This window comes from Marvinbryantia sp., from assembly GCF_047017445.1.
GTDB lineage: Bacteria > Bacillota > Clostridia > Lachnospirales > Lachnospiraceae > Marvinbryantia.
In genome coordinates this window covers 96,028-110,832 of the sequence record NZ_JBKXTT010000002.1, presented here as the reverse complement: position 1 = coordinate 110,832, position 14,805 = coordinate 96,028, and the positions used below count along the sequence as shown (strand labels likewise).

11 protein-coding genes and 1 pseudogene are annotated in these 14,805 nt (G+C 50.4%); 11 read left to right on the top strand and 1 reads right to left on the bottom strand.

What is annotated here, in order from left to right:
• Positions 1–7 precede the first annotated feature (7 nt).
• The 11 genes from ACLU9Q_RS02505 (at position 8) to ACLU9Q_RS02455 (ending at position 12,760) form a co-directional block, all read left to right on the top strand.
• Positions 8–1,588, top strand: coding sequence for an ABC transporter substrate-binding protein (locus ACLU9Q_RS02505; RefSeq protein WP_296839244.1), 1,581 nt, complete (start codon positions 8–10; stop codon positions 1,586–1,588).
• 10 nt (positions 1,589–1,598) lie between these two features.
• Positions 1,599–2,591, top strand: coding sequence for an ABC transporter permease (locus ACLU9Q_RS02500; protein WP_296839240.1), 993 nt, complete (start codon positions 1,599–1,601; stop codon positions 2,589–2,591).
• Positions 2,588–3,454 (top strand): ABC transporter permease, encoded by an 867-nt coding sequence (locus ACLU9Q_RS02495; RefSeq protein WP_296839237.1) that lies wholly within the window; start codon positions 2,588–2,590, stop codon positions 3,452–3,454. The genes ACLU9Q_RS02500 and ACLU9Q_RS02495 overlap by 4 nt, the downstream gene beginning before the upstream one ends.
• Positions 3,455–3,524: 70 nt before the next feature.
• Positions 3,525–4,556: an ABC transporter ATP-binding protein gene (locus tag ACLU9Q_RS02490; RefSeq protein WP_296839234.1), complete on the top strand. Its 1,032-nt coding sequence runs from the start codon at positions 3,525–3,527 to the stop codon at positions 4,554–4,556.
• Positions 4,557–4,642: 86 nt separating this feature from the next.
• Positions 4,643–5,239: an ABC transporter ATP-binding protein gene (locus ACLU9Q_RS02485; RefSeq protein WP_296839232.1), complete on the top strand. Its 597-nt coding sequence runs from the start codon at positions 4,643–4,645 to the stop codon at positions 5,237–5,239.
• 444 nt (positions 5,240–5,683) lie between these two features.
• Positions 5,684–7,843: an ABC transporter ATP-binding protein gene (locus tag ACLU9Q_RS02480; protein ID WP_296908592.1), complete on the top strand. Its 2,160-nt coding sequence runs from the start codon at positions 5,684–5,686 to the stop codon at positions 7,841–7,843.
• Entirely contained in the window at positions 7,840–9,666 is a 1,827-nt protein-coding gene (locus ACLU9Q_RS02475) for an ABC transporter ATP-binding protein (RefSeq protein WP_296908590.1), read from the top strand. Before ACLU9Q_RS02480 ends, ACLU9Q_RS02475 begins: the two co-directional genes overlap by 4 nt.
• 247 nt (positions 9,667–9,913) lie before the next feature.
• Positions 9,914–10,192, top strand: coding sequence for a hypothetical protein (locus ACLU9Q_RS02470; protein ID WP_296908588.1), 279 nt, complete (start codon positions 9,914–9,916; stop codon positions 10,190–10,192).
• Between the two features lie 585 nt (positions 10,193–10,777).
• Positions 10,778–11,842 (top strand): AAA family ATPase, encoded by a 1,065-nt coding sequence (locus ACLU9Q_RS02465; protein ID WP_296908586.1) that lies wholly within the window; start codon positions 10,778–10,780, stop codon positions 11,840–11,842.
• A complete protein-coding gene (locus ACLU9Q_RS02460; RefSeq protein ID WP_296908584.1) occupies positions 11,832–12,428 on the top strand; it encodes a DUF6661 family protein in 597 nt (198 codons plus the stop codon). Before ACLU9Q_RS02465 ends, ACLU9Q_RS02460 begins: the two co-directional genes overlap by 11 nt.
• Positions 12,429–12,541: 113 nt before the next feature.
• Positions 12,542–12,760, top strand: a complete 219-nt coding sequence (locus ACLU9Q_RS02455) for a hypothetical protein (RefSeq protein WP_296908582.1) — start codon at positions 12,542–12,544, stop codon at positions 12,758–12,760.
• A gap of 462 nt (positions 12,761–13,222) precedes the next feature.
• Here the strand turns inward: ACLU9Q_RS02455 and ACLU9Q_RS02450 are convergent.
• Positions 13,223–14,694: pseudogene (locus ACLU9Q_RS02450) on the bottom strand (DDE-type integrase/transposase/recombinase).
• Positions 14,695–14,805: the final 111 nt, after the last annotated feature.

The following is a 14,805-nucleotide window of genomic DNA, read 5'->3' as shown; positions in this document are numbered from 1 at the left end:
TAACAATATGACAGTACGAAAAATAACGGGGCTTTTCTGTGCGGCAATTTTGACGGGCACACTTTTTATTGGAACGACAGCGCTTGCAAATGCGGAGGATAATTCCGTGATCGTGACGATGCCGGCGACCTCGGAGCCGGCGTCGGGATTTGATCCGGCGTATGGCTGGGGTGCGGGCGAGCACGTACATGAGCCGCTGATCCAGAGTACGCTGGTGCGCACGACGACAGACCTTTCGATTGAGAATGACCTGGCGACGGAGTACTCCTGCAGCGAGGACGGGCTTACCTGGACGGTGAAGATCCGCGATGACGTGAAATTCACGGACGGAGAGCCGCTGACGGCGGAGGATGTGGCGTTTACCTACAATAACTGCCGGGACAACAGTTCGGTGAATGATTTTACGATGCTGAAGGAAGCGGTTGCGGTGGACGATACGACGGTGGAATTTCATATGAATACGCCCTATTCCATCTGGCCGTACACAATGGCGATCGTCGGGATCGTGCCGGAGCATGCATACGATGAAAATTACGGCTGGAATCCGATCGGCTCCGGACGTTACATTATGAAGCAGTGGGATCAGGGGCAGCAGGTGATCTTTGAGGCCAATCCTGATTATTACGGGGAAGCGCCCAAAATTCAAAAAGTGACAGTGCTGTTTATGGAAGAGGACGCAGCTCTTGCAGCGGCAATGGCGGGTCAGGTCGATGTGGCGCACACAGCGGCCGCCTACAGTGAGATGGATATTGCCGGATACAACTTACTGAGTGTGGCGACTGTGGACAACCGCGGCATCAATCTTCCGTGCACCGAGCCGCAGGAAATCGACGGCGTCACTTACGGAAATGCATTAACATGTGATGTGAATGTGCGCAGGGCGATCAATCTTGCAATCAACCGGGAAGAAATGATCACAAATGTTTTAAACGGCTATGGAACGGCGGCGTACAGCGTATGTGATAAAATGCCGTGGTACAATGACGCGGCGGTGACAGAATATAACCTGGACGAGGCGAAAAAGCTGATGGAGGAGGCAGGCTGGACGGAAGGCGCGGACGGCATCCGGGAAAAGGACGGCGTGCGTGCGGAGCTCACACTGATGTTCTCCAATGGCGATTCTGTGCGGCAGGCGCTTGCAGAGGATACCGCAAATCAGCTTGCAGCGCTCGGCATCGATGTGACGACCGAGGGCGTGGGCTGGGATACCGCCTACACACGCGCGCAGTCGGATGCGCTTGTGTGGGGCTGGGGAGCACACACACCGATGGAGCTTTACAATATTTATCACACGACAGACAGCGGTCTGGCGGAGCTTTCGCCTTACGCTAATGAAAAGGTGGATGCCTACATGGACGAGGCGCTGCAGACGAGCGATCTGGAAGAATCCTATGAGCTGTGGAAAAAAGCGCAGTGGGACGGCGAGACCGGCGTCACCCAGGACGGCGACATTCCGTGGATATGGCTGTGCAATATCGATCATCTGTATTTTGTGCGCGACGGTCTGACCGTAGCCGATCAGAAAATCCATCCGCATGGGCATGGATGGTCGATCGTTAATAACGTAGATCAGTGGGAATGGGAGTAAATTATTTTTCATGAAACACAACTTATTATTTGCCGGAAAAAACTTTATCCGAATGCTTTTGCTGCTTGCGGCGGTGAGTGTCGCGACGTTTGCTCTGGTCTCCGCCTCGCCGATCGATCCGCTGCAGGCAAATGTGGGGCAGGCGGCGCTCGGCAGTATGAGCGAGGCGCAGAAGGAAAAGCTGCGCTCCTACTGGGGCGTCGATGAGCCGCCCGTAAAGCGCTATCTGAACTGGGCGAAGGATGCCCTCCGGGGGGATCTTGGCACATCTTTGCTTTACCGCCAGCCGGTAACGGACGTGATCGCGGTAAAATTGTCAAATTCCCTGTTTCTGATGGGGATGGCATGGGTGATCTCCGGGCTGCTCGGCTTTTGTCTTGGTGTGCTTGCCGGAGTATTCCGCGGAAGAACTGTGGACAAACTGGTAAAGGGCTATTGCCTGTTGATCGCCAGCACGCCGGCTTTCTGGCTGGCGCTGTTGCTGCTGTTAATCTTCAGTGTGTGGCTGAAGCTGCTGCCGATCGGTTTAAGCGTGCCGATCGGAATGGAGGCTGCCGGAGTGACGTTTCTGGATCGTGTACGCCACGCGATCCTTCCGGCGTTTACATTAAGTATTACCGGAGTATCCAATATTGCCCTGCACACGCGGGAAAAAATGATCGACATCATGGAGAGCGATTATGTGCTGTTCGCGCGGGCGCGCGGCGAAAAGACGGGCAGCATCGTGCGCAGACATGCGCTGCGCAATGTGCTGCTTCCGGCGCTTACGCTGCAATTTGCATCAATAAGTGAAATTATCGGCGGTTCGGTGCTGGTGGAGCAGGTATTTTCCTATCCGGGGCTCGGACAGGCTGCTGTGGCGGCGGGCACCGGGAGTGATGTGCCGCTTTTGATGGGCATCACGTTGATTACGGCGGCAATCGTCTTTTTCGGCAACTTTATTGCGAACCTCCTGTACGGCGTGGTGGATCCGCGCATGCGGAAAGGAGGGCGTAGGACATGAGGCAGAAATTAAATCAGGGGCAGCGGGCGTGGAACGTGAAGCAGAGATTCAATCAGAGACAGCGCGCGCAGATTTTGCTGATATTTTCTGTGATATTTCTGGCGGGTGTGGCAATCGCTGGAATTCTCTGCCACGATGCCGCGATGGAGACAGATTTTTCACGGAAAAATCTGACGCCATGTCTGGCTTATCCGTTTGGGACGGACTGGCTGGGCAGAAATATGCTCTGCCGCACGCTGACCGGACTTTCCATGAGTATTCTGATCGGTGTCTGTGCGGCGGGCGTCAGCGCGGTGATGGCGCTTCTTCTCGGCGTTGCCGCAGCGGTGTTTGGAAAAAAGGTGGATGCGGCAATCAGCTTTTTGATTGACGGAATTATGGGGATTCCACATATCCTTTTGTTAATTTTGATTTCCTACGCCTGCGGCAAGGGACTGAAGGGCGTGATCATCGGGGTGGCGCTGACACACTGGACGTCGCTGGCGAGGCTGATCCGCGCGGAGGTGCTGCAGCTTCGCCAGAGCGAATATATTCTGATTGCGGAAAAGCTGGGGCAGAGCAAGTGGAAAATTGCCGTGAAGCATATGCTTCCGCACCTTCTGCCGCAGTTTCTGGTGGGACTTGTGCTGATGTTTCCGCACGCGATCCTGCACGAATCCAGCATCACCTTTTTAGGCTTCGGACTTTCCTCGGAACAGCCGGCGATCGGGGTGATCCTGTCGGAGAGCATGACCTATCTGATCATGGGAAAATGGTGGCTGGCGCTGTTTCCGGGAATGATGCTGGTGCTGACGGTAGTGCTGTTTGATCTCGGCGGCAATGCGCTGCGCAGGCTGCTCGATCCGAACAGCGTTCATGCATAGGTTTTATGTCCGGGCAGGATGTCTGCTTTGCAAACCTGCCACAGAAAGTGTCTTCATACAGGAGGATTTTATGAGCTGTACAGAAAAACGTCACATTCTGGAAATCGACGAGCTGTCGGTTTCCTTTCTGCAATATGAGAATGATCGCAGCAGCAGACAGGTGGAGTTGCCGGTGATCTCCCGGCTGTCCGTCTCTGTCCATGAGGGCGAGATCGTGGCGGTGGTCGGCTCCAGCGGCTCCGGCAAGAGCCTGCTGGCGCACGCGATCCTGGGGATGCTGCCGTATAATGCGAAGGTCGGCGGACAGATGTACTTTGACGGAGAGCTGCTGACGGCGGAAAAAATGAAGGAGCTTCGTGGGCATAAGATCGCCTTTGTCCCACAGAGCACGACCTATCTCGATCCGCTGATGAAGGTGGGCGAGCAGGTGAGCCAGGGAAAAAAGAACGCGGCGCGCCGCCAGCGTCAGAGATCACTTTTTGCGCGCTACGGTCTGGGAAAAGATGTAGACAATAAGTATCCTTTTGAATGCTCCGGCGGAATGACCCGGCGCGTGCTTCTGACGTCGGCGCTGATGGAGGAGCCGGAGCTGATCATTGCGGACGAGCCGACGCCGGGCATGGATCTGGCGCTGGCAAAGAAATCTATGGAGGATTTCCGTGCCTTTGCAGACGAGGGACATGGCGTACTGCTCATCACACATGATATTGAGCTGGCTCTGGAGGTGGCGGACCGGGTGGCTGTATTCTATGCAGGCACAACAATCGAGGAAGCCCCAGTTGCGGATTTTGCTTCGGAAGAAACCCTGCGCCATCCTTATACGAAAGCGCTGTGGCGGGCGATGCCGCAGAATGGATTTGAACCGCTTCCGGGTGTGCAGCCCTATGTAAAGGATATGCCGCAGGGCTGTCCGTTCGGACCGCGCTGCAGCATGTATTCGGAAAAGTGCCGGAGCGACGTCCCCATGCGGCGCGTAGGCTGCGCGACAGTGCGCTGCGTGCAGTACAAAGGAGAGCCGCTTGCGGTGGAGGCGCACCACGCACATTGCGGGCCGGTACGAATAAGTGACATCTCACAGGACAGAGCAGAATATAGCAGGTGACATATCGCAGGGCAGAACAGAATACAGCAGGTGACATCTGCGCAAATTGAGATGCAGCAGGAGCATCATATTAACGGAGGAAAGCTATGGTACTGGAAGCGCATAATGTAACATTTTCCTATGAGGAGAGGGAGGGCACTGTTTTTCAGAATGTGTCCCTGAGGGTAGACAGCAGCGAGCGCGCGGCGATCCTGGGACCGAGCGGTTTTGGAAAGACGACGCTCTGCAAAATTCTGGCGGGCTATTTAAAGCCTCAGTCCGGCGAGGTCCTTCTGGATGGAAAGCCGCTTCCGAAAAAGGGATACTGTCCGGTGCAGATGATCTGGCAGCATCCGGAGCGCGCGGTGAACCCGCGTCTGCGCATGAGGGATACACTGACGGACGGACAGGACATCGAGGAGCGCATCATCCGGGAGCTTGGCATCGAGCAGGACTGGATGAACCGCTATCCGCAGGAGCTGTCCGGCGGAGAGCTGCAGCGCTTCTGTATCGCGCGCGCCCTCGGAAGAGACACAAAATTTCTGATCGCCGATGAAATCAGCACCATGCTGGACATGATCACGCAGAGCCAGATCTGGAATTTTCTGCTGAAAGAGACAAAAGAGAGGGGAATCGGACTGATCGTTGTGTCGCACAGCGAGCCTCTTCTGTCAAGGATTGCGGGGCGGAGGATACGGTTCTGAATGCGAAGGCAGTGAGGCGGTATTTTCAGGCACACAGCACCGCCAAATGCTCGTGCAAGCACGGCACTTGGCTCATTGCTCGCGGGAATAAAAAAGGCAAAAGAATACAGAGAATCAAAAGGGGCAGGATATTTCCGAAAAGAAAAATTTCCTGCTTTTTTTATGAAAAAAGTAATCTATAGTTGCTGTTTACGCAAGCCTCAAACACCTGCTGCGACGCGAAGCTAGTCTTGTGGGTTTGAGGCGTGAGAACGTGATTCAGGCGTGAGCAAATCCTATTCGCGAAGCGAATTATAAATGGATTTGCGAAGGTTGCTGTGAACGAAGTGAACCGTAATAGTCTATAAAAGTTTTGTTAAATTTCTATAAAGGGACTTGATTATTTATATATATAGTAATAAAATTTATTAACTTCGTATGAAAAAAGAGTGAGGGGAAAAGGAAATGCTGAAGCTTGTGAAATATATGAAAAGATCGGTGGGCTATATGCTGCTGATCGTGCTGCTGCTTTTTCTGCAGGCATATTGTGATCTGTCGCTGCCTTCCTACACCTCGGATATTATTAATGTGGGAATCCAGCAAAAAGGAATAGAGGACGGCGTGCCGGAACAGATCAGCGCGCAGTCGTTTAAACATTTGCTGCTGTTTCTTGACGAGGAGCAGCAGGAGCAGGTGAAGTCCGTCTATAAAGAGCAGGGTGACGCCTGGTATCTGCAGGAAATCAGCGGCGAAGAGAGACAGGAGCTGAACGGGACGCTTGGAAAGGCAGAGGTCGCCCTGGTGAGTCTTTCCCAGGAGGAGACGGCGGCTGCTATCAAAGAGCAGATGAACCTGCCGGAGAACGCAGATCTGTTTGAGACGATTGCCGCGCTTCCGGCTGCGATGCGGGAGCGGATGCTCTCTGGCATCAGCGGACAGATGGATCAGATGCCGGAGTCGATCATCACGCAGATGGCAGTCGGCTTTGTGCAGAGTGAGTACGACAGCCTTGGCGAGGATATGGACGCGATGCAGATGCGGTATCTGCTGGCCACCGGACTGAAAATGCTGGCGCTGGCGTTCCTTGGCATGGTGGCGGCGATCAGTATTACGTTTTTGTCGGCGCGTGTGGCGGCGACGACCGGACATGATCTGCGCGCGGTGGTATACCGCAAGGTGATCGGTTTTTCGAACGCGGAATTTAACCAGTTTTCCACGGCGTCGCTGATTACGCGCAGTACAAACGATATTCAGCAGGTGCAGCTTCTTATGGCAATGTTTTTCCGCATTGTCTGCTACGCGCCGATCCTTGGCGTCGGCGGCGTGCTGAAGGTGCTTGGCACGGATGTTTCCATGAGCTGGATCATCGGTCTGGCCGTGGTGCTGATCGTACTGGTGGTATTTATATTGTTCAGGGTTGCGATGCCGCGCTTTAAGATACTGCAGACGCTGATCGACCGACTGAATCTGGTGACGCGGGAAATCCTGACCGGTATCCCGGTAATCCGTGCGTTCAGCCGCGAAAAGCATGAGGAGGAGCGCTTTGAGAAGGCAAACAGCGATCTGATGAAAACAAACCTGTTTGTCAACCGCTGCATGACCTTTATGATGCCGGTGATGATGCTGATCATGAACGGCGTGACGGTGCTGATCGTTTACAACGGCGCCCATGCGATCGATAACGGAAGTATGCAGGTGGGCGATATGATGGCGTTTATCCAGTATGCGATGCAGATCATTATGTCGTTCCTGATGATAACGATACTTTCTATTATGCTGCCGCGTGCGAGTGTTTCCGGCAAGCGTATCAGTGAAATCCTGGAGACGCAGGCGACCATCCATGATCCGGAGAAGCCGCGCACGCCGAATGTGTCCGTGAAGGGCAGGCTGGAGTTTGATCACGTTTCCTTCGCGTATCCGGATGCGGAGGAGGAAGTGCTCTCAGATATCAGCTTTACGGCGGAGAAGGGCGAGACGATTGCAATCATCGGCAGTACCGGAAGCGGAAAGAGCACGCTGGTGAATCTGATCCCGCGCTTTTATGATGTGACGAAGGGCGAGATTCGTCTGGACGGCGTGGATATCCGCAAAATGTCACAAAAAGATGTGCGGGGACGCCTCGGCTATGTGCCGCAGAAGGGCGTGCTGTTCTCAGGAACGATCGATTCCAACATCCGCTACGGCAGACCGGAGGCACCGACGGCGGATGTAGAGCGGGCGGCGCAGATCGCGCAGGCGGAGGAATTTATTAAGGAGAAACCGGAGGGCTATGCGTCTCCGATCGCGCAGGGCGGAACGAACGTGTCCGGCGGGCAGAAGCAGCGTCTGTCGATCGCGCGTGCAATTGAGAAGAATCCGGAAATCCTAATTTTCGACGACAGCTTTTCTGCGCTGGATTATAAGACGGATGTGGCTGTGCGCCGGGCGCTGCGGGAGGCGACGGCGGAGACGACCACGATTATTGTGGCGCAGCGCATCAGTACGATCCTTCATGCCGACAAGATCATTGTGCTCGATGAGGGGCGGATGGCAGGCATGGGTACGCACAGGGAGCTGCTGGAAAACTGCGAGGTTTACCGGCAGATTGCCGAGTCTCAGCTTTCAAAGGAGGAACTGGCAGGATGAGTGAGCAGAGAAGATCTGGAATGCGCGGTTCACGCAAAATGGGGAATGAGAAGGCAAAGGACTTCCGCGGAACGATGGCGAAGCTCCTTTCGTATATGAAGCGCTATCGTCTCCGTTTTCTGACGATGCTGGTGTTTGCTGTGGCCGGCACGGTGTTCAGCATTATCGGTCCGAGGATTCTCGGAAAGGCGACGACGGAGCTGTTTAACGGACTTGTTGCAAAAATTCAGGGAACGGGTTCCATCGATTTTGGAAAGATTACTGCGATCCTTGCCGGGCTGATGTGCCTGTATGCGGCGAGCGCACTGTTTTCGTTCGTGCAGGGATATGTGATGAGCGGCATTTCCAACGACGTTTCCTACAGCCTGCGAAAGGAAATTTCGCAGAAAATGAACAGGATGCCGCTCAGCTATTTTGAGAGCCGCACAAACGGCGAGATCCTGTCGCGCGTCACAAACGATGTGGATACGCTGCAGCAGAGTCTGAATCAGAGCTTCACGCAGCTTATTACGTCCGCGACAACGATCATCGGCGTGCTGGTGATGATGCTGAGCATTAATGTCTGGATGACGCTTTGTGCGCTGCTGATCCTGCCGGTTTCCATGGGAATTATCGGACAGGTGATGAAGCGCTCGCAGAAATATTTCCAGAGACAGCAGGCGTATCTGGGCGAAGTGAACGGTCAGATCGAGGAGGTTTACGGCGGACACAATATCGTGAAAGCCTTCAATAAAGAGGAAGACGTGATCAGCGTCTTTGAGGAGACAAACAAAAAGCTGTACGATTCCGCGTGGAAATCGCAGTTTTTCTCCGGCATGATGATGCCGGTCATGCAGTTTGTCGGCAACCTGGGCTACGTGATGGTGGCGCTGCTCGGCGGCTTTTTCGCTATCCGCGGCGCGATCGAGGTAGGCGATATCCAGTCATTCTTCCAATATATCCGCAATTTCACGCAGCCGATCCAGCAGCTCGCGCAGGTGACGAACATGCTGCAGTCCACGGCGGCTGCCTCGGAGCGTGTGTTTGAGTTTCTCGATGAGGAGGAAGAACCGCAGATTGCCGAGCATCCGGTGAGCATCGAGGGGCTGAAGGGAAATGTGGAGTTCGACCATGTGTCGTTCGGCTATCAGCCGGATAAGATCATTGTGCATGATTTTTCGGCGGATATCAAAGACGGGCAGAAGATCGCGATCGTCGGACCGACCGGTGCGGGCAAGACTACGATGGTGAAGCTGCTGATGCGTTTCTACGATGTAAACAGCGGTTCCATCAGGATTGACGGGCATGATCTGCGGGAATTCAATCGCAGTGAGCTGCGGGAGATGTTCGGCATGGTCCTGCAGGATACCTGGCTGTTCTCCGGCACGATCATGGAAAACATCCGTTACGGAAGGCTGGACGCCACCGATGAGGAGGTCATCGCCGCGGCAAAGGCGGCGCATATCCACAAATTTATCATGACGCAGCCGGGCGGCTACCAGATGGTGCTGAATGAGGAAACCAACAATATTTCGCAGGGGCAGAAGCAGCTCCTCACAATCGCGCGGGCAATCCTGGCGGACAACGAGATCCTCATTCTCGACGAGGCGACGTCCTCCGTCGATACCCGCACAGAGGAGCGCATCCAGAAAGCGATGGATAATCTGATGAAAGGGCGCACCAGCTTTGTTATCGCACACCGTCTCTCCACCATCCGCGACGCCGACCTCATCCTCGTCATGAAAGACGGCGACATCATCGAGCAGGGAAATCACGACGAGCTGATGAAAAAAGGCGGCTTCTACGCGAACCTATATAACAGTCAGTTTGAAAAAGCGGTATAGCCGTGCAAAAAGCCAACACAAGTTTGCGTGGGAGCTTGCTCACAAAGCAAAACTTGTGTTGAGCTTTTTATAGGGCGCTCGCCCACAGTGACGCATTGAGCATTTGGCGAGGTGTTTTCGAGCCTAGTGCGAAAGTGTGCAGAGCAGAAGAAGCGGAGCGGAATCGAGGTGAGCACGGCGTCCGGAAAGATGCAAAAAGATTAAGGCGGGCAGGTGCAGGATATATATTTTTGGGAGATAATTGCAGATGACAACAATCGATTATTTAGAGGAACTTCAAGGACGCGCAAGGCGGGACGCTGCCCTGCGCCGGGAGCTGCTTGCCACGAGGCAGGATCGCGATCCTCTGCGGGCGTTCTGCCGTAAGTGTCGCGAACTGGGATATCCTATTTATGAAATGGACGTCATCGCAGCAGGCGAGGAATTTCATGCGGCGATGAAACGCAGCACGAACGGAGGCGGGGAAAATTCTCCCATGCTCGACGGACAGGATGATTTTTACGAATTATTTTTTGCAAGCTTATAAAGAAAAGGCGACGGCATCCGTATGGGTGCCGTTATTTTAGGTGCTCCCGGTGGGCGCACGTTCTAAGGGGTGAAAGTCCCTGACCCGCCCGACATTGTATGGCATTGCTGGATGCAGTGGGGCAGCGATTGAAAAGATTGATAATGTTCAGAAATATCTTCAGTGAGCACATAAAGCAGGAAAAGTCATATTTGTTATTACTACCGATGGGTCGGAAAATTCCAGTGAGAATTTTACATATAAAAATCTTGATAAATGACGAAAAATCACTCGAACACCCATTTTTTTGATATCCAAAGAAAGAATTCTATGATAAAATATGTGAAAGAAATTAAAGCAACGAACGATTAGCATAAAAACGATTACTGCGGAAACCACCTGGCAGTTGGAAACGGCAGAAGGTGTGAAAAGATATGTTTCCAAGCTTGAGAGAAAACTACTGAAACAATTGGAGAAAGACATAATTCTTCATATAGAGTTTTAATTGGATTGTTGCAGGAAATACTATTAAACGTATAAATGGTGATTGGAGAACAATATTGGTAGGATTATGCAATTATGGAGAGCTAAATGGAGGTGGAGTCGGTGAAAGTAAATAAACTTACTTTGAGTAATTTTATGCTTTTTGAAAATGCAGAAATTAACTGGGCAAAAAATATTAATATCATTTGTGGAGAAAACAGCACAGGCAAAACAACGTTATTAAAAGTGATGTATTCTGTTTTAAAGCCTCTTGGAAAAGGATATAAAGAGGGGGCGACGAAAGAAATAGAAGAAAAGATGTTTGTGGATAAACTGCAGGGCGTTTTTCGCCCAGATGGCATGAAAATAGGTCGCCTGGTAAGCAGAAAACAGGGTAGTAACCGTACTGATTTTTCAGTGTTATTGGATAAGAATCAGCAGATTTCGGTAGGCTTTGGATATCGACAGGAAAATCATGCAGATATTAAGATGGATCAGATAAAATCCTTTGGAAATTTTGACGTGATTTATATTCCTACAAAGGAAATGATTTCTACTACAGAACACTTTGCATCTCTTTATGAGGAGTACCATATTGATTTTGAGGAAATGTATTACGATCTCACGAAATTGCTGGATAGACCGCTCTCAAAAGGGGCAAACACTAATGAGCAGAATGAAGTTCTGAAAAACTTTGAAGAAATTATGAAGGGTCAGATTGTTCAGAAGGATAAAAAGTTCTTTTTGAAAATAAAAGACGAGGGCGAATTTGAAATGGGGCTGTTATCAGATGGTTATCGGAAACTTTCCATGATTGTATATATGATTCTATCTGGTAGTCTGAATAAGAATACCATACTTTTCTGGGATGAGCCGGAAACAAATATGAATCCGAAAATGATCCGGCCAATTGTACAGGCTCTGGTTGCTTTGGCAAAAATGGGCGTTCAGATTTTTGTGACGACACATGATTATTTTGTACAGCAGGAATTTAATATGCTTACCGTATATCCAGAATTAAATTCAGAACATCTGGACATACGCTTCATGTCACTGTATCGTGATGAGCGGGCGGGTGATGTGAAATTTGAAATGGAAAAAACGGCGTCAGATTTAAAGCATAATGCGATTATGCAGGAATTTGATGCAATGTATGATAGAGAACAGAGGATCATTTATGGAGATTAGAGAAGAAAGTGGATTAAAATTCGGATTTCCAGATGAAAACATTGCGATTAAGTTTGATGATACAAAATACTATCGTGATTTATTTAATGCACTTCCAGGATCGAAAGGCGTAGATTTTATTTCGGCGGGGAAAGATGCAATATCCTTTATTGAAGTAAAAAATTGTCTGGGAGACGAAGGCAATTGCCGTTGGAGAATTTTTCCCAATAACCAAAAACGAGATACTACATCTACAAAAGTTGATGTACAAGGACGGGAAAGCCTTGATATAGAGGTGCCTCAGAAGGTTGCAATGACTTTGGCTGCACTGGCTGGTGCGAGGTCTTTTGGGGATAAAAAATCTTCATTGGATGAATTGAAAGAAATAATAACTACAGTATTTTCAGAGGATTCTGCAGACGACACAAAGACGAAGTATGTCATTTTATTTTTAGAAGGAAACTTTGGCGGACATACACGAACAAAAAAGATGATCATGGAAAATCTGCAGAGAAGCATGAATACAAAGATGCGATGGTTGAACTGCAAAGTATCGGTTGTGGATTCTTCTACATATAATAAAGACATTTTTCAAATTGTATCATAGATATGTGGATTACTTAGGAGAAAACGATGAGCAAGACAGCGATATAAAGTTTTGCAGTATGGGCAAGAAATAAATTAGAAAAAGATATTGCAGAGCAAGCTGAATTAATTGGCATGAGTGAAAAAGGTATTGTACAGTCCCTTGCCTATTCTACAGGTGATTTACTCTTCTTGGATATTGGCACAAAGGAATATGTAAAAGCTGATGGGAAGATTGCCATTGCACAGCGCAAAGCTCTTATTGAGCATATTAAAAGCAAAGAAAGTGATATGGGATACGAATTTCCAATGAACATTTGTATGTTGCAGATAAAAAAGACGAAGATACTGTGAAACGTGTATTCCGCCTGAGATTCTCTTTCAAGAGCAAAAAGTACAGTAAAGATCGGAAATACTATTTGATTGCTTATGATGACAACAATTTTCGAGAAGTGTTGCGGCATGAGGTTATAATGGATATTGCGTTTACAGATAATTTTGGTTTTGGATTTGGTAGTGTCAAGTAATCTATGAAAAACTGAGCCAAAAAAATAGGCTCAGACGAACCTTGAAAATTGCAGATATTGATTCCAAAAAGCTCTCCGAGGGCTCAGGGCGCTGCCCTGAGAACCCGCAAGGGACCAATCCCTTGACCCATTAGCGGGCTCCGCCCGAACCCGTCCTCGCCGGATGGCAGGAAAAGGGCGCAGATGCCCCTTTTCTGCTGGACAGGATAATCCGTGAGCTTTATGTCAATAGACTTTCGCGGCATATCCTCACAGTCGGCTGTGCCGCCTGTTCCGGTATTCCACGGTTCTATTGACAACAGCCCCGCTCCAATGTGGCAGTACCGTTTTTCTGCATAGTCAGAATGGTCTGCTGGCCGAGGAGAATAAGAAGCTGCCACTTGCCCGGCATGTTGTCAGCACCCTGCAGCAGTTCTACTTCGTTGAGTACTTTATAGTAGTTATGTTTATGGGGCCGGAGGAAGTTGTAATAAGCAACCCAGAGCGCAAGGTTATAGTTGGCACCGTCGATGTTATCGAAGCCGTTTGTATGCCGGTAAGAAGCTTTATAGGTGCGGTTGAGCCGTTCGATCATCTGTTTGAAGGGGCGGTGTTCTGCAGAAACAGCATCGTCGTTGGTAAGCCCAATGACCTGAGTGATCTTAAAGGTAAATTTTTGCCAAACTTCTTTGCAAATTCCATTGCGGCGAGAGGATAGGTGCTGTAACCATCAGCGATAAACTTGAAGTTTTCCGGAAGCTTAGTAAGGCCCTGAAATGCCATGCGCATGGCGAGGATGCAGGGGCCGACTCCCCGGTTATCAGATACCTGGTAGCCGATGATGGAGCGGCAGGCCGCATTCATAATGAACCAGACATAGGTTTTGGCACCGCGGATTTTGATATAGGTTTCATCGGCGGTGAAGGTATCGCCTTTTTCGTAGGGATACTGGTCAACAAAGGGCTTGATGCAGATGGCGGCGGTCTTACAGTAGTTGGCGACCTGCTGGTGGGAGATGCTGATGTTATACAGGTCTTTAAGGGCCTGGGAAGTTTTGCGCAGGGACAGCCCAAGGTTCACATGGAGGGTAAGGCACAGGGACATGACATGCGCATTGTGTTTACTGAATTTCAGGGAAGAAGCGTTCTTTGGCAGGGTGTTTAAGTCCATGCTGAAAAAATCCACCGTGAATTCGCGGTAGATGTAGTGGAGTTTATATTTGTTTTTGCCATGATCCTCTTTGAGGTCTTCCTTATCCACTTTTTTCAGGTTGTGGAGGTAGTAGGGGCATTTGGGATTGACACACTTATGGATGACAAAGTGTTTCCTGTCTTTTTTGGGGACGAGGGCATTTCCGCAGTGAGGACACCGCAGCTTCAGGGAAGAGAAGCGGCTTTCGGCGGGGGAAAACCTGGCAGCACAGACCTTGCAGAGGAGCTGGCCTTTGGAGCCGTTATTCTTGTAAAGGAACGGTTTGGGGGCATCACAGCGTGGGCAGGAGCAGTCGTCAGGGATATCGCATTCCGAACGGCGTCTGACGGGGCGGATCTTCTTACCGTAGCGTTTTTCGTAGTAGGGGATGAGATCTTTGTAAGTCCAGTCCTGGCGGAAGTCAGTAACCAGAGGAAGCTCATCGATCCTAAACTTCTGGTATTTAGGGGAATGGGAATCATCAAAAGCCCACTGCTTGAGGGGGATATATCTGCAGATAAAATTGATCAGCCAGCAGTTTTGCTGATAAAGATATTGAATAACAGAGAGTAAGTATTGTATAATGTCCATGAGCATTGGCTCCTTTCGTAGGATGTTGGTTTGGCGATTGACATTATACACGAAAAGGGAGGTCAATGCTCTTTTTATTGCAGATTTCCCTTAAAATCAAGGTTTTTATTA